Source organism: Bacteroides helcogenes P 36-108 (genome assembly GCF_000186225.1).
Lineage (GTDB): Bacteria > Bacteroidota > Bacteroidia > Bacteroidales > Bacteroidaceae > Bacteroides > Bacteroides helcogenes.
Genome location: NC_014933.1, coordinates 2,957,679 through 2,977,734, shown reverse-complemented (window position 1 = coordinate 2,977,734; position 20,056 = coordinate 2,957,679). Strand labels below are relative to the sequence as shown.

The 20,056-nt window shown below is 38.6% G+C and carries 18 protein-coding genes; 15 read left to right on the top strand and 3 right to left on the bottom strand.

Annotated elements, in window-relative coordinates; genetic code table 11:
• Positions 1-56: 56 nt before the first annotated feature.
• The gene (locus BACHE_RS12190) at positions 57-542 is read right to left on the bottom strand and encodes an HU family DNA-binding protein (protein WP_013548019.1); all 486 of its coding nucleotides are present in this window, start codon (positions 540-542) and stop codon (positions 57-59) included.
• Between the two features lie 262 nt (positions 543-804).
• Here BACHE_RS12190 and BACHE_RS12185 point away from each other — a divergent pair, with 262 nt between their 5' ends.
• Positions 805-1,047 carry a DUF4248 domain-containing protein gene (locus BACHE_RS12185; RefSeq protein WP_041579817.1) on the top strand — a complete coding sequence of 81 codons (243 nt, stop codon included), beginning with the start codon at positions 805-807 and terminating at the stop codon, positions 1,045-1,047.
• Positions 1,048-1,174: 127 nt separating this feature from the next.
• Here BACHE_RS12185 and BACHE_RS12180 read toward each other — a convergent pair whose 3' ends face one another.
• Both BACHE_RS12180 and BACHE_RS12175 read right to left on the bottom strand, forming a co-directional pair.
• The gene (locus tag BACHE_RS12180) at positions 1,175-3,286 is read right to left on the bottom strand and encodes a BT4734/BF3469 family protein (protein WP_013548017.1); all 2,112 of its coding nucleotides are present in this window, start codon (positions 3,284-3,286) and stop codon (positions 1,175-1,177) included.
• Positions 3,287-3,416: 130 nt separating this feature from the next.
• Entirely contained in the window at positions 3,417-3,737 is a 321-nt protein-coding gene (locus tag BACHE_RS12175) for a hypothetical protein (protein ID WP_013548016.1), read from the bottom strand.
• Between the two features lie 704 nt (positions 3,738-4,441).
• On the opposite strand from BACHE_RS12175, the gene BACHE_RS12170 reads away from it, so the two are divergent.
• From BACHE_RS12170 to BACHE_RS12105, 14 genes are all read left to right on the top strand, one after another.
• Positions 4,442-4,978 carry a UpxY family transcription antiterminator gene (locus BACHE_RS12170; protein WP_013547673.1) on the top strand — a complete coding sequence of 179 codons (537 nt, stop codon included), beginning with the start codon at positions 4,442-4,444 and terminating at the stop codon, positions 4,976-4,978.
• A gap of 56 nt (positions 4,979-5,034) precedes the next feature.
• Complete coding sequence (locus BACHE_RS12165; RefSeq protein ID WP_013548014.1) at positions 5,035-5,523, top strand: UpxZ family transcription anti-terminator antagonist; 489 nt, start codon at positions 5,035-5,037, stop codon at positions 5,521-5,523.
• Between the two features lie 208 nt (positions 5,524-5,731).
• The gene (wecC, locus tag BACHE_RS12160; protein WP_013548013.1) at positions 5,732-6,937 is read left to right on the top strand and encodes a UDP-N-acetyl-D-mannosamine dehydrogenase; all 1,206 of its coding nucleotides are present in this window, start codon (positions 5,732-5,734) and stop codon (positions 6,935-6,937) included.
• Positions 6,938-6,955: 18 nt separating this feature from the next.
• A complete protein-coding gene (wecB, locus tag BACHE_RS12155) occupies positions 6,956-8,134 on the top strand; it encodes a non-hydrolyzing UDP-N-acetylglucosamine 2-epimerase (protein ID WP_013548012.1) in 1,179 nt (392 codons plus the stop codon).
• Positions 8,109-9,347 carry an oligosaccharide flippase family protein gene (locus tag BACHE_RS12150; protein WP_013548011.1) on the top strand — a complete coding sequence of 413 codons (1,239 nt, stop codon included), beginning with the start codon at positions 8,109-8,111 and terminating at the stop codon, positions 9,345-9,347. Before wecB ends, BACHE_RS12150 begins: the two co-directional genes overlap by 26 nt.
• Positions 9,348-9,351: 4 nt before the next feature.
• Positions 9,352-10,374, top strand: coding sequence for a glycosyltransferase (locus tag BACHE_RS12145; RefSeq protein WP_013548010.1), 1,023 nt, complete (start codon positions 9,352-9,354; stop codon positions 10,372-10,374).
• A complete protein-coding gene (locus tag BACHE_RS12140; protein WP_245530876.1) occupies positions 10,371-11,225 on the top strand; it encodes a polysaccharide deacetylase family protein in 855 nt (284 codons plus the stop codon). The genes BACHE_RS12145 and BACHE_RS12140 overlap by 4 nt, the downstream gene beginning before the upstream one ends.
• Positions 11,225-12,424 carry a DUF6337 family protein gene (locus BACHE_RS12135; RefSeq protein WP_013548008.1) on the top strand — a complete coding sequence of 400 codons (1,200 nt, stop codon included), beginning with the start codon at positions 11,225-11,227 and terminating at the stop codon, positions 12,422-12,424. Before BACHE_RS12140 ends, BACHE_RS12135 begins: the two co-directional genes overlap by 1 nt.
• On the top strand, positions 12,403-13,386 hold the full coding sequence (locus BACHE_RS12130; protein ID WP_245530875.1) for a glycosyltransferase family protein: 984 nt from the start codon (positions 12,403-12,405) through the stop codon (positions 13,384-13,386). Before BACHE_RS12135 ends, BACHE_RS12130 begins: the two co-directional genes overlap by 22 nt.
• Before the next feature lie 31 nt (positions 13,387-13,417).
• A complete protein-coding gene (locus BACHE_RS12125) occupies positions 13,418-15,541 on the top strand; it encodes a bi-domain-containing oxidoreductase (protein WP_013548006.1) in 2,124 nt (707 codons plus the stop codon).
• A gap of 13 nt (positions 15,542-15,554) precedes the next feature.
• Positions 15,555-17,426 carry an alginate lyase family protein gene (locus BACHE_RS12120; RefSeq protein WP_013548005.1) on the top strand — a complete coding sequence of 624 codons (1,872 nt, stop codon included), beginning with the start codon at positions 15,555-15,557 and terminating at the stop codon, positions 17,424-17,426.
• A gap of 1 nt (position 17,427) precedes the next feature.
• Complete coding sequence (locus tag BACHE_RS12115; protein WP_013548004.1) at positions 17,428-18,645, top strand: glycosyltransferase family 4 protein; 1,218 nt, start codon at positions 17,428-17,430, stop codon at positions 18,643-18,645.
• 89 nt (positions 18,646-18,734) lie between these two features.
• Complete coding sequence (locus tag BACHE_RS12110; protein ID WP_013548003.1) at positions 18,735-19,343, top strand: sugar transferase; 609 nt, start codon at positions 18,735-18,737, stop codon at positions 19,341-19,343.
• Between the two features lie 9 nt (positions 19,344-19,352).
• Positions 19,353-19,946: an acetyltransferase gene (locus BACHE_RS12105; protein ID WP_013548002.1), complete on the top strand. Its 594-nt coding sequence runs from the start codon at positions 19,353-19,355 to the stop codon at positions 19,944-19,946.
• Positions 19,947-20,056: the final 110 nt, after the last annotated feature.

Genomic DNA, 20,056 nt, shown 5'->3' with positions numbered 1-20,056 from the left:
ACTTTCGTTACATATTCATTGCGTTGTTTCCCCAATGTTCCTAATGTGATGGGGCTTTATCCCAACGGATTTTCATTCTCGTCCCCTGATCCGCCTTCCGAACCGCCGGTTCCTGCCTCACCGTCCTTGTTCAGCAGTAATTCCAGATCATAGAAATCAATCTTCTGTCCTGCGCGCGTAGCAGTAATGTCCGGCCTTACAGTGCTCGAAGGTCGAAAATTGATTTTTACGGCCTTAATGTTTTTGGCTGTGCACTCCTTCAGTTCCGTCACTCCGGCCGTACGCGCCGACAGGCTGAATACTCCGAAGTTCTTGATGTTCACTGACTGCCCGTTGTAGAGTGTTGCGAGCATCGCCTCCACAAAGTTGGTCAGCACACTTTGTATGTCTCCTAATGTCAGCGAGCTCTTTTCCTTCATCATGTAGGCGATGTCGTCCAGCGATGCGTTATCTCCCAATGTCACCAATTGCGGGTAGAATTTTGCTGTGGCATCCGTTTTCCGTGGATCTTTTCTGGCAATCTTTTTAAATGGTACTCCCATAATTGTAAATAATTTAAATGAATAATTGAATACACTTTGCACTTCTTCTTTGAAGCGCATGCCAAAGGTAAACTCTCCTCTCAATCCACAGCACGAGTTACAAAGGTTTTGAAGGGTTATCTCCATTTGCCTCACGTTTCAATATAAATTAATAAAATTATTTACTTTTTCTGTCTGAAATATTAGTTCATGTCATTGCAAACAGCTATCTTTATGTCATAGTTAAACAATAAAAATTAGGATGATGAAAACAGAGAAATCAATGAACGAAATGAAAGACGAAGACCTTCGCCCATTCCATTTACGTACCTACTCCAAAGAAGAACTTGCCATGCTCTACAATCCCGCTACTCCCGTGACCAATGCCATCGGAACCCTTGCGAAGTGGATTCGCGGCAACAAAGCTTTGGCGGCAGAATTGGCCGCTGTAGGCTACAATCGCTACCGCCGCAGCTTCACACCCCTCGAAGTGTCTTTGTTGGTAAAGTATTTAGGAGAACCTTGATTCATTGATAGATGATAGTTGTAAAGAAAATGCCTATACAGGTAAAGTCCCGTAACATATATTGTCAGCTTGCATAACATATATTGTTACGGGGCTTTCCGTTTTCTTATCTTTTATTTCTTTCTCTTTAGCTTTTCTTTTCTACCTCGTCCAGTTGCAGATCCGTCACTTCATACTCTGTGGTGTCCTGTTCGTTTGTCCTTGTCTTGAAGCCGTATTTGTCCAGCACCTGTACCAATATGGCCTGTGACCGCCCGTTCACTTGCACTTTGCCGTATATGCTTAGTTTCGTCAACATGGCGCTTGCCGGCAGCCACTTCACGTTCAGGTCTTCGGGCAGAGGCTTACGATAAAACACAAACAGGTTCTCCTCCACGGGGTCCTTCATGCGGTGCAGCTCGTTATGTCTGTTCAGCCGTTCTATCTCCTCGCCTTCGTACCAATACCTGAAGCCGTTTTTCAGTAAAGCCATTGCCTGTGCATATACCCCCTGATAGTTCACTGGCTTGTGATAGTCTATTTCCTTTACGGTGACGGGCATGAATCTCCTGTTTCCCCCTATGTCTTGCAAGCACCGGCGGCTGTTGGTGCTTCCTATGAAAGAGCAGTGGCGGGGCAGGCTGAATGCTTCCACGTCGTATGCCTTCCTTTGAGTCACGTTGTTTTGGGCGACAATCCTTTTCAGTGCTGCCAGTTCTCCAGGCTTCACTCCCTCAAATTCCTCCATGTTGATGATGAGCCGTGTGGCAAGCAGTCTTAGGTCGTCTTTGTTCGAGGGATCTATGATTCCGCTATAGAAGTATTCTTTCCATTCGGGCGGCAGCAGGCGGCGTATCCAACTGCTTTTTCCTTTTCCCTGTCCTCCGTACAGGATGATGACTAACTGATTCATCTTTTCGTCATCCAATGCACAGTCCACGAGCCCCACCAACCATCTGCGAAACCCCTCTCTCCACAAATCTCCGTTTTCGGTTCGTACGGTGTCCGCCAGTTCTCCGATATAGTCCGTTCCGTTCCAGGGCGGCAGCTTGTCCAAGTAGTCCTTGTATGGGTCGAACTCTTTGGCATAGTTGGAGTCTATCACCGCCTTTAGGAAATTTTGGAAACAAGATATTCCTGCCATCTGCATGTCAACGAATATGGTGTTGTAGTCCTTTCCGCGCATGGGCAGGTATCCTTTCTCCACCTTTTCGGGTGAGTTATAGACAATGCACTCCAAACGGTCCAGTATGGTGTTTCGGCGTATGCTGTAATGCTCTTGCAAGAAGTCCATCACCTGATTGATAACAGGCTTTTTGTTTTCTTTTGCGGCGGTTGCTTCGGTGGTCTTGCTGGTATAGACATAAGAGTTGCGCAGGGGAGGCTCCACATCGAATCCTTCTTTTCCGAATTGTTCTTTGGCGAGCCTCACGGCCGTTTCTTCGTCCAGCCCTTTCGCATAGCACTTGTTTCCGAGGGCAAAGAGGAAGTTATCACGGCTTCCTTCCCTGAATCTCATGATGCGCTTCACAGCGGCCACTGCCTGTGAAAACATCATTGTTTCCCAAGGCTCTGCGGTGTGTCCCTTTCCGGGCGATGTGGATTCGTGCTTTTTCTTGCCGATCAGTGCGGGGATGATGTGTACTTCCAACGAGTCCATTTCTTGTTGCAGAACATCATTGAAGTAGGCTTTCGGGTCGAAAGAAACGAAATATCCTCTGGAAAGGTCCTTCCCGCTTCCGTCTATTTCTGTTCCGAGCAGTTTTTCATAATGCTCCTTAGCCGCATTGTACAGCTTCAGGTGTATTTTTTCGAGTTCGGCACAAGTTATTTCTCCTTGGGTCAATCGTTCCCGTAGTTTCCGTGCGTATATGGTGCGCAGGCAAGTGAAGAACTTGTATCCGTGCTGTTTGGGTGAGAGGAAGGACGCAAGCGTGTCCGGATCGCCGTTGATGAGTGTCCTGAGTTCTTCCAGTCTTTCTTCGGGCTGCCCATCGAGGTCCAGAGTGAGTACCGGATTGTAACGGATGATGCCGGGAGGCAGTCTGCGGTCTTTGTAGTTTGCCGTTACGGTGCGGAAGGGGAGTTGTCTCTTTACGTTGTTGGCTTCTTCTGTCTTGCCTTGCGCCACAAGGCTCGCAATCTTGATGACCGACTTGGCATATTTGCCGTTTCTGATGTCCTCCAGGTCGGCGGCGAGGGTTATCTCTCCGTTGACGGTACTGAAACCACGGTAGGTGGTTACCGGAATATTTTCCATATTTGCTGTTTTAGTCTGCCTTATTGGCGGCGCAAAGTAGGGGAGAATCTCTGGGAAAAACAAAAACGGCCTTTTGCTGGAAAAGACCGTTTTTTACGAATTTGGCATTTGCCGTCCCGATGTCTCTGTGCTATTCGGGATACATCTCATGATATAGGGCATTCAGTTCTGCTGCAATACATTCCACCCCCACAGGCTTTTTCCCTCCGTCGGCATCCATGAAGTCTATGGCCTGATGTAGTGCCTTTGCTGTCTGTCTGACGCCAATCAGTCCTTTTCCCTTTTTCTTGTTTATCAGTTGGTGTACAAGCACTCCGAGCACCGTCTTTCTATCCTTGTAATCCACTTTGGGCTTCATCTTGGGGCGTGTCAGAAATTCCAGCACCTCGTTGGCTCTCTCGCTACCTTCTTTGTAGAATAACATTACATCTTGCTCTTTGTAAAGCATCATCTCAATTTGTCTTTTTTTGTACTTTTCATACGAATTGCGTTTTGAATAATTAATATTTACTTTTAAAAAAGTTGCAAAATTAACAATTCAAGTTGAGACATCACTCTTTTTCCTTCTGTAATCTTCAATTTTTATTCCTATAGTGTGTGCTATGAATATTTTTAGAGGGGGGGGATATACCCGGTATATATTTGTATAACACACACCCTTTAGAAAAAAGTAGAGAATAACGCGCCTGCGTGTATCTAATTAGACTGTAAATATGATTTGTTGCTTATTGAGGGTGTCCATTAAACGTTCGTTTAATGGACGCAAATTTAACTTCAAGAAATGATATTACAAAATATTTTTATGAATAATGCGATACTTTTTTTGGGAAAGTATCATATCTATTTATATATCAATCTTTTAAATAACGATCTGAGTTTATGGATTTGCGTGTGTTTTTAGAAAAATTGCATGATATGAGAAAGAGGGAAGAGGGGTGTCCATTAAACGAACGTCTATTGGACGATTTTCGTTTATAACATATTGATACATAGTTGTTTTTACAATTAGAGATGAAGACTTGTAAAAAGTCTGTTGGCAAGATGGGCATAAGGCTTGCCGTATTTCACATAAAATGCTCGCAATTGATTGAATTCCAGTATAATGTACGGGGTTTAAAGCCCCGGAGGAATGCCCTTTTCTGAACACAATCGAAGATGGATAGGGAGAAAGAAACCGAAATCTGGTACGCCATGCGTGCCACATACCGGCGGGAGCCGGATGCCATGCGCCTTCTCGAAAAGGAACAGATAGGCTGTTTCGTCCCCATGCAATACAAGGTGAGCCTGCGCAGAGGCAGGAAGGTCCGTGCCCTTGTGCCCGTTGTCCACAACCTTCTTTTTGTCCATGCCCTTCCTTCCGCATTGAAGCGTGTCAAGTCTCAGGTATCCTACCTGCAATACATCACCGATACCCGTAGCGGGCGTAAGATAATCATTCCCGACCATGAGATGCAGCGCTTCATTGCCGTTGCCGGAACTTACAACGACCATCTCCTTTATTTTCGTCCCGAAGATCTGAACCTCTCCAAAGGCACTAAGGTTCGTGTCACGGGCGGCGACTTCGAGGGTCAGGAGGGGATTTTCCTGAAAGTGAAGGGTGCTCGCGACCGCCGTGTGGTTGTTCAGATACAGGGTGTCATTGCTGTTGCGATGGCCACCATCCATCCCGATTTGATAGAAGTAATCGGCTGACCTTTCATATTAAATATTCTGCTCTTTAATTTTTAATTTATAATTCATTATTCATCATGTCTCTTTCCGAAGAAGCAATCTCCCTTCAGCGTGCTGCGCACGACCTGATGTATTTGGGTACGGACGGCAGTCCTGTTTATAGCGATGAATTGTCCCGTCGCAACGGTCAGGTGTACTGCTTGGCCACGGCCTTGTATGATTCTATTTCCGGTGGCTCTACTATCGAAGAACAGGGCAACGTCTGCCTTGCTCTCTTGATGGGCTACAGCGCCTCTTTCATCGACCACGGTGAGAAACAGGATCATATTCAGGAAGTGCTGAACCGTTGTTGGGACGTCCTCGATTCCCTTCCTGCCTCGCTGCTCAAGCTCCGTCTGCTCACGGCTTGCTATGGTGAGGTTTTTGACGAGCCTTTGGCCGACGAAGCCCGTGCCATTATCACCTCTTGGGAGGGACAGCCGCTTACCGCCGAGCAGCAGGAAGCCATTGCCGAGTTCCGGAATGTGGTGGACAATCCCTATCCGTGGGAAGAAGTGGAAGAATAGAAGTAGAAATTTATTCTAACTATAATCCTTACATGGGTGAATATGACCGGTTGGAACAGGCACGCAAGATTCACCGTGAGGCAGCGGACGCTTCCGCCAGTTGGGAAGTGTGGAAAGCTTTGTTGACGCCATGCATGAGGGCGAACTCATGCAACTGGTACTTTTCGCTATCAGTTTTTAGAAATATATGCAATAAATAATAAGTGAAATGAAAGCATGTTTTATGGGGTTGGGCTATATCGGCTTGCCCACAGCAATTATTGCCGCTAAACACGGCATTCAAATAACCGGTGTTGATATCAATCCAAAAGTGGTTGAGATGACTAATCAAGGTAAATTACATATCATTGAGCCCGGTATGCAAGAATTGCTTCAAGAGGTAATTTCGGCCGGTCAATTAAAGGCTTCAACTACCCCTGAGGTTAGTGACGCCTATTTTATGGTTGTACCAACTCCTTTCAAGGGTGACCATGAACCGGATATTTCTTATGTAGAAGCTGCTACTCGTACAGTGATTCCCTTTTTGAAAGAAGGAGACTTATATGTGATTGAGTCAACTTCTCCAGTTGGCACTACTGATAAGATGACCAATCTGATATTTGAATTACGCCCGGAACTGAAAGATAAAATTTATATTGCTTATTGTCCGGAACGAGTGCTGCCGGGAAATGTTATCTACGAATTAGTTCATAATGACCGCGTGATTGGTGGTATGAATGAGGCATCCACTGATAAAGCCATTGAATTTTACAGTCAGTTTGTACAAGGTACGCTTCATCGTACTAATTGTAAAACGGCGGAAATGTGTAAATTGACGGAAAACTCTTCCCGTGACGTGCAAATAGCTTTTGCCAATGAGTTATCTTTGATTTGTGATAAGGCTGGTATAAATGTTTGGGAGTTGATAAAATTGGCAAACAAGCATCCTCGTGTCAATATTCTCCAACCGGGTTGTGGTGTGGGCGGTCATTGTATTGCGGTGGACCCTTATTTCATTACTGCAGATTTTCCTATGGAGTCTAAGATTATTTCTACTGCTCGTGAGATAAATAATTATAAGGCTTTTTGGTGTGCAGAGAAAGTACAGAATGCCATGTTGAAGTTTGAGTTGGAGCATCATCGTAAGCCCGCTATTGCTATGATGGGGTTGGCATTTAAGCCGGATATTGATGATTTGCGGGAGGCTCCTGCAAAATATATTACAACCAAAGTGATGCAAAGTTGTAATAATGCCAATATTTATGTGGTAGAGCCCAATGTACAAGAACACAATGTATTTAAATTGACTGACTATCAGGAAGCGTATGCCAATGCTGATATAGTGGTTTTCCTTGTAGCTCATACCCCTTTCAAGTCTCTCCCTTATGATGACAAGAAAATTATTCTTGATTTTTGTGGCATTTACAAACGATAATAAATCCCCGTCTGTTTTATGAAGAAAATAATGTTGGTTTTCGGGACTCGTCCCGAAGCCATAAAAATGGCTCCTCTGGTGAAAGAATTTCAAAAATATCCGGAAGAGTTCAAGACCATCGTATGCGTTACCGGTCAGCATCGTGAAATGCTTGACCAAGTATTACATATATTTGAAATCACGCCTGATTATGATTTGAATATCATGAAACAAGGGCAGGATTTATATGATGTGACGGCTCGTGTTTTGACGGGTATGCGTGATGTATTGAAAGAGGTACAGCCGGATGTCGTTTTGGTTCATGGCGATACAACCACTTCCACGGCTTCCGCTTTGGCTGCGTTTTATCAACAAATTCCGGTAGGTCATGTGGAGGCGGGGCTTCGCACGCATAATATTTATAGTCCGTGGCCCGAAGAGATGAACCGTCTGATAACGGGTCGTATCGCTACCTACCATTTTTCACCTACACCGTTGAGTCGGCAAAATCTGCTGGACGAAGGCGTGAGAGAATCTGTCATAACAGTGACCGGCAACACGGTGATTGATGCGTTGTACATGGTAGTGAATAAGATAAAAAGTGACAAGAAACTGGATAAAGAATTGGAGGATATTCTCGAACTGGCAGGTTATGATGTAAATCGTTTATCTACTGGCAAGAAGCTTGTTTTAATAACCGGTCATCGTCGAGAAAACTTTGGTGATGGTTTTATATCCATGTGCAAGGCAATTAAATATTTGACTCAAAAATATCCTGAAGTGGACTTTATTTATCCGATGCATTTGAATCCTAATGTTCGTAAACCTATCCATGAGGTTTTTGGTGAAGACTTAACTACCTTAAATAATATGTTTTTCATAGAGCCTTTAGAATATCTCTCATTTGTTTATTTGATGGAAAAATCAACGATTGTTTTGACGGATAGTGGAGGTATTCAGGAGGAAGCGCCGGGACTTGGAAAACCAGTGTTGGTGATGCGAGATACTACCGAACGCCCTGAAGCATTGGAGGCGGGAACTGTGAAACTCGTAGGTACTGATTATGATAAGATAGTTAATGAAGTATCTGCTTTATTGAATAATCAGGATTATTATGAACAGATGAGTAAAGCTGTCAATCCTTATGGAGATGGATTGGCTTGTGATAGAATAACTCGCTTTGTTATGAATTATGTATCTAAAAAAAGAATATCGTAGAGTTCTTGAAAATTTTTGTTCATTATCTGTTTTAAATATAGCAAACTATATTTTTCCAATTATCTTGATACCTTATTTAACGAGGGTATTAGGAGTCGAAAAATATGGAACATATATTTATGCTTATGCAATAATGAGTTATTTTACTCTTTTTGTGTCATATGGTTTTGAATATTCAGCAACTAAAAAAGTATCCCTTATACGAGATAATCATAAAATGTTAGAGGAAATATATTCTTCTATCATGCTATTGCGTTTCGTTTTTAATATTTTGGTTTCGTTGATAGTTACTTTTCTTGTATTATTCATTCCATTTTTTAAAGATGAAGCAGCTCTATATTCATGTGGATTATTATTAGTTTGGGGACAGACTATAATACCATTATGGTTGTATCAAGGACTTGAGAGAATGAAATTTATAACTTTAATTTCCTTTTTGTCTCGATTAATATCTGTATTGCTAATTTTTGTATTAGTCCGTAGAGCTGATGATTATAATGATGTCTTGCTCTTGCAGGGATTAGGATATGTTATAGGAGCTATTATTTCATTGTATATTGTTTCCTTTCATTTGCATATAAAATTTATATTTCCTCAAAAAAGGATGTTATATACGGAGTTAAAAGATGGTTGGTATCTTTTTCTTTCTACAATTGGTATGAATTTCTATCGTGAGTCTAATATTATTTTATTGGGCTTTTTTACAAACTATTCTGTGGTAGGTATGTATGCTCCAGCAGAGAAAGTAATTAAAGCATTTCAGTCGTTGACATCTCCTTTTGTGAACGCAATATATCCTTTTTTTTCAAGAAAAATGTGTAATAATGGAGGATTAGAATCTTATTATAAGATAGGTCGTTTATATTCTTTAGTACTATTTATTTTATCACTAATAATAGTATTCTTCTCTCCAATTTTGGTAGAAACATTTTTAAATGAAAACTATTATAAATCTATATTAGATATACAAATAATGGCTTTTGTTATATTATTTGGTGGTATGAATTTTTACTATGGTATAATAGGTTTAGTCAATATGGGATATTCTAAAAAATTTGTAGCTTGTGTTTGGAAAGCAGGATTCTTTAGTTTGCTGTTATGCTCTTTATTATCAATGGTTTTGCAAGATAGAGGTGCTGCAGTTTCTATGATTATATCAGAGATATTTTTACTTATTCTAATACGGAAAGAATTAAAAAAAATAAAGGAATAATTTCATGGTAGAAAAACTTTATATCATTATATTAAATTGGAATGGCTATAATTATACTAAAGATTGCCTCATCTCCTTGAAAAAAGAGACGGATATGGATTATACCATTGTTTTAGTTGATAATCATTCAGAACAAGATGAATATGAATTATTGAAATCTTATTGTCAAAACAACTATTCTACGTGTGTATGTTATAATGAACAGCAGGCAAGAAATGGTGGGGAGATAGATACAGAAAGAGAGCTGTTGAGTATTGGCTGTCAAGATAAAATAGTACTTATAAGAAACTCGGATAATTTAGGATTTGCGGCTGGAAATAATGTAGCATTAGAGTATGTTGAAAAACTTGGCTATAAGTATGTGCTATTATTGAATAATGATACTGAAATTGCAGAGAATGCAATTTCTAAATTGTTCTCTTTTGCGTTAGAACATTCTCAATTTGTGGCATTTGTTCCTCAGATTCGTTTATTTAATCCATCAAATCGTATATGGAATTGTGGGGGAAAAATAAGTTGGTATGGTGCTCGTTTCTATTACTATCCTAATGAACATATACAAAATGTACCTCAGACAGGTTATAAAGAAATTGATTATGCAACAGGTTGTGCTCTTCTTTTTGATATGAGTCGTACTGGGAAACTAACAGAACGTTTCTTTTTTGGAGAAGAAGATTTTGAGTTTTCTTTGAGATTAAAGAAGAAATCTTTAAAAAAAGTCTGTTTATTTTCTTCTGTGATTTATCATAAAGTAAGTTTGTCTCAAAATAGGATATCAAATAATAATATAGGAAAGGCTTGTTATCATTATGCTATAAGATTGGCTGATTTGAAAGAATATCAAAATAGATTTTTGTGGATTATTTCTGTATGTATATATATAATCTTTTCTTTTTTTACATTAAAATGTAATTATGGAGCATCATTAATGCAATGTATTGTTGTTCAAAGAGAGATATTTAAACTATTGAAAAGGAATGATTTTAGTAAATACATCTTCTTGCAAACTTTAAAATTATGTAAATGATGAAACATATATTTATGTTGTTTTTTGTTTGGTTGCATATAGATGTATTTTTTCGTTTTTGGAACCGTAAAAAAGTGACAATTATTTCTTATCATAATCCTACTGTGGAGGTGTTTTCGTCACATATAGAATTCTTAATGAAGAAATATGTTATAATCTCAATGAATGATTTTTTATCCAAAGTAAATCTTCCTGATAATTCTTTAATTATAACATTTGATGATGGGCATAAGAATAATGTAGAATTGTTGCCAATAATAAAAATATATAGCTTGATGCCAGTAATATACTTGTGTTCTCAAGTTGTAGCTACAAATCATCCCTTTTGGTGGAAATGCTTAAATGGAAATTCGGCAGAACCTTATAAAAAATGTACAAATATAGGGAGATTGCAGTTATTAAAAGAGAAAAAACTTTATTATCCTAAGATGGTATTAAGTTCACCTCATGGGTTGACTAAAGATGATATTAATACTTTGAAAAATTATGTAATTTTTGGGTCTCATACCCGTATACATCCTATATTACCCCAATGCACTCAAGAAGAACAATGGGACGAAATTGCTAATTCTAAAAAAGAATTAGAGGCATTGTGTGACTGCCCCATTGAACATTTCGCTTATCCAAATGGAGATTATAATAATTATTCAATTGAATGTGTTAAGTTGGCGGGTTATAAGACAGCTAGAACAACGGATGTAGGCTGGAATGATGGAAATACGAACCGATATAAATTGAGAGTAATAGGTATTAGTGATGATGCTGATATGCTTAAATTGAGGTTTCAACTATCAGGATTATCATTGTGGATACAATATTTATTGAAGGGATCATTTAGAGGTAGGAAATAATGGCTTTAATCTTATTTATTATTGAATCCTGTAGTATTATTTATTTTGATAGAAAATTTTACGGTACATATTATACGCCTGCAATAGCATTAAGCTTACCAATGATATTGATTTCAATATTGGCTGTTGCTTTTGCACAACAGATAGGATTCTACTCTATATATTTGCCTATCTTTTATCTATGGAGTATTGGACTTTTATTCTTTTGGTTAGGTGGTATAATGTTATCCATGATTATATGTCGTAGAGGGAATAAACGATTTCCAGCGGAGCACTATTTAAAATTATTGCTAAGGAGCAGAAAGAAGATACTGTACGTTGGAATTGCTATGGCAATATACATAGATATTTATATATATATTAATTTATTGAGGTTTAACTTCGTGTTTGATGATGATTGGGAAAATGTAATTTCTACAGGAATGTTTGCTCATATAAGTCTGTTTTTTAAATTGATTAGTATCTTTGCTTTTAGTTGCATATCTTCTAGAAATAAAAAAATATTTAATATTGGTTATGTATATATTTTCTTATCAGCTCTTCTTCTAGCAACGTTGTATACTGTAAAAAGCGGTATACTAATATTATTGTTAAGTGCGATTTTGCTACGAATATATATATATAACGTGAAATTTAAGATAAAATATTTTGCTTATTTATTGTTGCTGGCATTTATTATCTTCTTTTTATCATATAGTCTCGTTTTTGGCTATTGGGCACCTTTTGATTTTATTATTAATCATACAATTTTCTATTTTACTTCTAGCATAGCTAGCTTTTCTCAATATTTGTACCACGAAAATCCGATGGGAGTTAGTTTTCAGTTTTTATTTATGCCATTTTTTAATTTATATAATAAAATTATGGGGTTACCAATGCAGGAAGTTATTAGTGATTTGTGGACTCAAATAGGAGCTGATGCTTCCTCCAATGTTAAAACATTTTTTGGAACAGTTTTTATCTATGGTGGATATCTTGGAGGTATTTTTACTTCATTTATTTGGGGAATTGTTGCCTATTTTTCATTCATTATGTCTGTTAAAGGATATTGGATCTTTTCAGCTAATACATGTTTGATTATAACTGCTTTATTTTTTGGTTGGTTTGATTTATATTTTAATACATTTGCTTACTATGAGTACTTCTTTTATACAGTAATGTTATTTTTATGCAATTTATGTTTTGTAAGAAAAAAATAAAAAGCCAAATACTAATAATAGGTAAACGACCTCTTCCTATTGGTGGGGTAACAATACATGTAGATAGATTAGTTAAATTGCTTGATAAATTGCAATATGACTATACTTTTTATGATTTGAATAAATTTACTATATATTCTTTTATTAAGGCAATTAGTGCAAGTAATATTGTTCATTTACATACTTCTTCACCAATATTGAGAGTTTTTTTTGCTATATGTTGTTTAGCACAACGAAAGACTTCCTTGATAACGTATCATGGGGATTTGGGACGCTTTGGCTTTGTAATGAATTTTTTTGATTTTTGTTCTGTAAGGCTATGTACTTATCCTATTGTGATAAATAATCATAGTCTTAATATGGCAATCAAATATAATTTTAGGTCCACATTGTTATCAGCTTATATACCATCTATTGAGGAACCTGATTTAGAAGATAGGATAAAGTCTGAACTAATAAAATTGCGAACGAAGTTCTCTTTCGTTTGTATAACAAATGCTTATAATTATTCTTTAGATAAGTATGGGCAGGAGATTTATGGAATATCCGATTTAATAGCATTTTTTGCTAAAAGATTAAACTGGGGATTAGTAATCTCAGACCCTTCAGGCATGTATAAAAAGAAAAATCATTCATTGCCGAGAAATATTATAATATTAAATAGACCTCATTCGTTTCAAAAAGTATTTGATTATGCAGACTGTTTCATTCGCTATACTTCAACAGATGGAGACAGTTTATCTATACATGAAGCTTTAGATTTTGGATTAAGCGTAGTAGCTACTGATGTAGTGGATAGACCACGTGGAGTGTGTGCAGTAAAGCGAAGTGACATGGAAGGACTGTTCGTTGTGCTGGATAATATTTCAAATTTGAAGAATAAAAGGAAATTTGTAAAACATAATATTTCAGATTTGGCATTAATTCGATTTTATGATAAAATTATAGCAGAATTAAAATAGAGATAAAAACATTATTGGTGTACAATTGATTATGAAACAAATCATTCAAGATATGAAATCGGGCAAGACGGTACTTGAAGAAGTTCCGGTTCCCCAAGTAAAATCAGGCTATGTTTTGGTTAAAACATCCTGTTCTTTAGTATCTTTAGGAACAGAACGTATGCTTGTTGAGTTTGGAAAAGCAAATCTGATAGAAAAAGCTCGCCAGCAGCCGGATAAAGTGAAGCAGGTACTTGACAAGATAAAAACAGACGGGTTGCAGCCTACGTTGGAAGCTGTCTTTAATAAGTTGGGACAGCCATTACCTTTAGGATATTGTAATTCTGGGGTAGTGGTTGCTGTGGGAAACGGAGTGACAGAATTTAAGGTGGGTGACAGAGTTGCTTCTAACGGTCAACATGCTGAATATGTATGTGTTCCAAAGAATTTGGTAGCTAAGATACCTGAAAATGTATCGGATGAAGAAGCTGCTTTTACAGTAATTGGTTCTATAGGTTTACAAGGTATTCGTTTGTTGAAACCACAGTTGGGAGAAACTGTGGTGGTGATTGGATTAGGTTTGATAGGATTGATAGCAGCACAGTTGTTGAAGGCAAATGGTTGTAAAGTTATAGGCGTTGATTTTGATGAAGAGAAGGTAGCATTGGCACGTACTAAGGGAATAATAGGTATAAATCCGGCAAAAGGAACAGATTCTGTAAAATATGTCCTTGAAGAAACTTCCTCCTACGGAGCTGATGCAGTATTGATTACAGCTTCTGCCAAAACAGATGAAGTGATTCATCAAGCTGCTGAGATGTCAAGAAAAAGGGGGCGTATCGTGCTGGTTGGTGTGATAGGATTGGATATTCGCAGAGATGATTTTTATAAAAAGGAACTGTCGTTCCAAGTTTCTTGTTCTTATGGACCGGGACGTTATGATGAAGATTATGAAAACAAGGGGATAGATTATCCGTTGCCTTTTGTACGCTGGACAGAAAAAAGAAACTTTGACACTATTTTGCAAGCAATATCTATGGAGAATATTGATGTGAAATCATTGATTACTGAAGAAGTGGATTTGGATGATTATGAAAAGATATATGGGGATATGCGCAAGCATGGCTCTATCGCTTCTATCTTGAAATATCCTGTTGATGCAAAGCGGAATACAATAGTTGAGGTTGCATCTGCTAACTTTTCAGCAACAAAAGGTCAAATAGGGATTATTGGCGCCGGAAATTTTACATCGGCAACGATGCTGCCTGCCTTGATGAAAGCGGGGGCACATATTCGGTACATTGCGAGTGCGCAAGGACTATCCGCAAAAGTTTTGGCTCAAAAGGCCGGAGCCATGAAAGCAACTTCTGACTACAAGGAGATTTTAAAAGATGAAGCCGTTGATTTAGTAATGATTACCACCCGTCATAATCTTCATGCTTCAATGGTGCTGGATGCATTACGAGCGGAGAAACATGTGTTTGTGGAGAAGCCATTGTGCTTGAACCAAGCAGAATTGAATGAGATAACTGAAACTTATCGGGAGGCACAAAAGAAAGGAGTAACATTGACTGTGGGGTATAACCGACGTTTTTCTCCTTTTGCGGTAAAAATGAAACAACTTGCCGGAAACGGAGTAAAGAATATTGTAGCAACCATGAATGCCGGATTTATACCGCCTGAAGTATGGGTGCATGATTTGAAAGTGGGAGGAGGACGTATCATTGGCGAGGCTTGCCACTTTATTGATTTGTGTTCGTTCTTTGCAGATAGCAAAGTTATTGCCGTATGTATGAATGCAATGGGTGAAAATCCGGAAGAGAATACGGATAATGCAAGCATTTTGTTAAGATATGAGAATGGAACGAATGCTGTGATAAATTATTTTGCTAATGGTAGTAAGTCTTATTCGAAAGAAAGAGTAGAAATCTATACACAAGAAAAGATACTGGTTCTTGATAATTGGAGAGAATTGAAGGGATATGGTTGCAAAGGGTTCTCTAAAATGAAAAAAGGCATGGATAAAGGGCATACTGCTCAATTTGCGTTATTGAATGATAGAATACGGAAAGGGGGAGAGGCTTTAATCCCATTTGACTCCATTGTAAATACGACTAAAGCGTCATTTGCTTGCATTGATAGCTTGAAGCAGAACAAGTGGATTGAGGTAGAATAATTCAGCGTTCCTTATGAATAAACTTCTTCTTTATTCTCAGCTATTTCGTAACATGGGAATGAAGTACTTCTTGTTTCGTATTCAGTATGAGATATGCCGTAAAGGGGGAATATTGAAAAAATCATATCCGGTTTCTTGGGAGAATAAAGAATATTTGTCATTGGCGGATTGGAGAAAGCATGCAATGCCCTTTTTCTTCTCGAATAGAAAAAATATAGAATTGACAGATACCGATAGTACAGTTCTTTCAGAGAGAGTTAATCGCATGAAGCGCGGTGAGTATTGTTTCTTTTCAGCCACTTGGTATAATCTTGGGACGGATTATGACTGGATGACAAATCCTGATACGAATTATAAATATAATGCTAACGTACATTGGACGGAAGTAGAGGATATTGTGCCTGAAGCGGGAGATATAAAATATGTATGGGAGAAGTCCCGCTTTTCTTTTCTCTACGATATTATCCGCTATGACCAGAAGTCCGGTGAAAATCATGCTTCTTTCGTGTTTTCTCAAATAGAGGACTGGATTCTGAAAAATCCTCTTAATTGTGGACCTAACTATAAGTGCAGTCAGGAAATATCTTTGCGTGTGTTGAATTGGATATTCGCCCTTTATTATTATAAAGACTCGGTTGAATTGACGGAGGATGTTTTCAAGTTAATCATTCAGTCTGTTTATGGGCAGATGAAGCATGTACGTGCAAACATAAACTTTTCTCGGATTGCTGTACGCAATAATCATGCAATAACGGAAACATTGGCATTATATATAGTCGGTATGTTGTTCCCTCAATTTCAAGAAGCTGTAGAATGGAAGAAAAAGGGGAAGAAATGGTTTGAGGAAGAGATAAAATACCAGGTGGCAGAAGATGGTACTTATTTGCAATTCAGTATGAATTATCATCGGGTAGTGGTTCAGCTTTTGACATGGGCCATTACTCTTGCTGACAGAAATGAAGAGCTGTTTTGTAAGGAAGTATATGAACGTGCTTATCAGTCTGTGAATTTCTTGTATCAATGTCAGGATGATTCGACTGGTTGGTTGCCCAATTATGGTTCAAATGATGGAGCTTTGTTTTTTAAACTTAATGATTGCGATTATCGTGATTATCGTCCTCAACTTGATGTGTTGCACTATTTGCTTACTTCCGAACATCTGTATGGTCGAAAATATGAGGATAGGGAATGGCTCCTGTGCGGGTGGAAAGTAAATCGACAGATGTATCCACCAATAAAAAAACAGTTTGGTTGCATCTCTTTTGACAAGGGAGGGTATTATTGCATTCGTGAAAAAGATACTTTTTCTTTTATCAGATGTGGAAGATATAAGAACCGACCTGCACATGCGGATAACTTGCATTTGGATATTTGGCATCGGGGAGCGAATTTGCTGTTTGATGGAGGCAGTTATAAATACAATACAACGGAGAAGTTGCTCCGTTATTTTATGGGTACGGAATCTCATAATACAATAATGCTTGAAGGATATGACCAGATGTTGAAAGGAGCTCGATTTATTTGGTATAATTGGTCGCAAGCCGAATGGAGTTCATTGAAAGAAACAGAGGACGCTTATATATTTGAAGGAAAGGTGTCCTGCTTTACTTATCTGAATAAGACTATGAAACATTGTAGAAGGATTGTGAAATGGAAAAATATATGTAAATGGGAGATAGAAGATTGTATAAATGGTAAACCTAAAAATATGAATATGCGTCAACTATGGCATACCAATAAGGATAATCTTAGTTTGGATTCAAATGGTAAAGCTGTTGATACGAAACAATTATGCTCTAATTATTATGGACAAACGACTGAGTGCAGACAAGTCGAATTTCAGACTAAAAATAATTCAATAAAAACAATCCTTCAAGTTATATAAAATGAAAGTGCTTTATTTTCATCAACATTTTACTATTCCTACCCAAGCGGGAGGGACGCGCTCTTATGAATTGGCAAAGCACTTGATTGCTAAAGGCCATTCTGTTTGTATGGTTTGTGGTGAAACGGCAAAACTGGATTTGCCGCAAACTAAGATGAAAAATGTTCATAGAGGAATGGTAGATGGTATAGATGTGATTCAAATAGCCCTGCCGTATTCTAATAAAGATAGCATTGCAAAAAGGGCATGGACTTTCGTGAAATTTGGATGGAAAGGAATCCAAATCGCATTAAAAGAAGATTATGATTTGCTGTTTGCAACTTCTACTCCTTTGACCGCAGGCATTCCCGGTATAATAATGAAGCTTTTCAGGAAAAAGAAATTTGTATTTGAAGTTCGTGATTTATGGCCTGAATTACCTAAGGCTTTAGGTATGAAGAACCCTTTCTTGCTATGGGGAATGAGTATTTTGGAGTGGCTGAGTTATCATTGTGCGGATGCATGTGTTGGCCTCTCTCCCGGAATTTGTAAAGGAATTGAAAGAAGAAGCCAATCAGGTAAACGGATTGCAATGATTCCGAACGGATGTGATTTGGAGATATTCAAGCCATCTTCACGTGATAATCTTTCGTTGGATGGAGTCTCTGCAACAGATAAGGTGGCTGTATTTACAGGTGCGCATGGCATTGCTAATGGCTTGGATACGGTGTTGGATGCTGCTGCGGTGTTGAAAGCAAAGCAACGGACAGATATTGTATTGGCGTTTATAGGAGACGGTAAAATGAAACCGCATTTGATGGAACGAGCTCGAAAAGAGCAATTGGATAATTGTCGTTTTTACAATCCGGTTCCTAAGAAAGAGCTAAACAAAATTGTGGCTTCTGCCGACTTGGGCCTGATGGTATTATCTGATGTGCCGGCATTTTACTATGGAACTTCACCTAATAAATTTTTTGATTATATATCCTCAGGACTGGCTGTACTGAATAATTATCCGGGCTGGCTTGCCGATATGATTCAAGAAAATAAGCTGGGGATTGTTGTTCCTCCTAAAGATGCAAACGCTTTTGCTGAAGGTTTGATTTCTTTATTGGACGATGATACATACAGAGCAGAGTGCGGGCAAAGAGCAAGGGCATTTGCAGAAGCTAATTTCTCAAGAAAATCATTAGCAGATAAGTTTGTCTCATTCTTGGAGGAGATAAATTCTTTGAAGTAGGTTAGCTGTGTGTGAATTTATAGGAAAACCGAACTTGAGGTGGCTTTCCCTAAGTGACACGACAGAATTGAACCTTAACTTGAATAGCCATGTATGCACGTTGTTTTAAAAGATTAATAGACATTGTTTTTGTGTTTTGTGTGTTGGCAATCATTTGGCCGATACTGCTTTTTGTTACTTTATGGCTGCAATTTGCCAATAAAGGTGCTGGAGCATTTTTTACCCAAGAGCGACCAGGGAGGAATGGGAAAAAATTCCGAGTGATAAAGTTCAAGACAATGACGGACGAACGGGATTCGGACGGCAAGTTGTTGCCGGATGCTGAACGTCTGACCAAAGTGGGAAGCTTTGTCCGTTCTACTTCGATTGATGAACTTCCACAACTGATAAACGTGCTGAAGGGTGATATGGCATTGATAGGCCCTCGACCTTTATTGCCTCAGTATTTGCCGTTATATAGCAAAGAACAGGCGAGGAGGCATGAAGTACGTCCGGGAATAACAGGGTGGGCACAAGTGAACGGACGTAACGCCATCAGTTGGGCGAAAAAGTTTGAGTTGGATGTATGGTATGTGGATCATTGCTCGTTTCTGCTTGATTTGAAAATCGTTTTAATGACAATAAAAAAGGTTTTTGTTCGTGAAGGCATCAGTTCAGAAACTTCGGCTACCATGGAAGCCTTTACAGGAAATAATTAATATCAGAAAATGTATTTATATGGTGCAAGTGGTCATGCAAAAGTGATCATCGATATTCTTTATGCCAATCATGAGCGTGTTGAAGCGCTGTTTGATGATAATGAAAATCTGCATACGCTTTTAGGTTATCCCGTACTCCATTCAATGGAAGTGAAAGGCCCATTGATTATCAGTATCGGCAATAATAGCATCAGAAAAAGAATTTCAGAATCTCTTGATGTGGAATTTGGCAGAGCTATTCACCCTTCGGCTATAGTGTCTGAGACAGTAAGGATAGAATGTGGTTCTGTTGTGATGCAGGGTGCAATAATACAGAGTGATACTCACATAGGCAGGCATTGTATCATAAATACCGGTGCTTCCGTAGATCATGAGTGTGTGATCGGTGATTATGTTCATATTTCTCCCCATTGTACTCTTTGTGGTAATGTGCAGGTAGGGGAGGGTACATGGATTGGAGCAGGTACTACTATTATTCCAGGTGTGATAATCGGTAAATGGAGTGTAATTGGTGCTGGTTCAGTTGTCACCAAAGATATACCGAATGGTGTATTGGCTGTGGGAAATAGATGTAGGGAGATAAAGAAACTCCAATTTCCATAATTTAGGCATGACATCAAAATCATCATTTACACCATACTTGGCAAAGATTTATAAGCTTCTTTCCTTTCTTTTCATTCCCCACTACGTGAGGAAACCGCATCATTAGAACA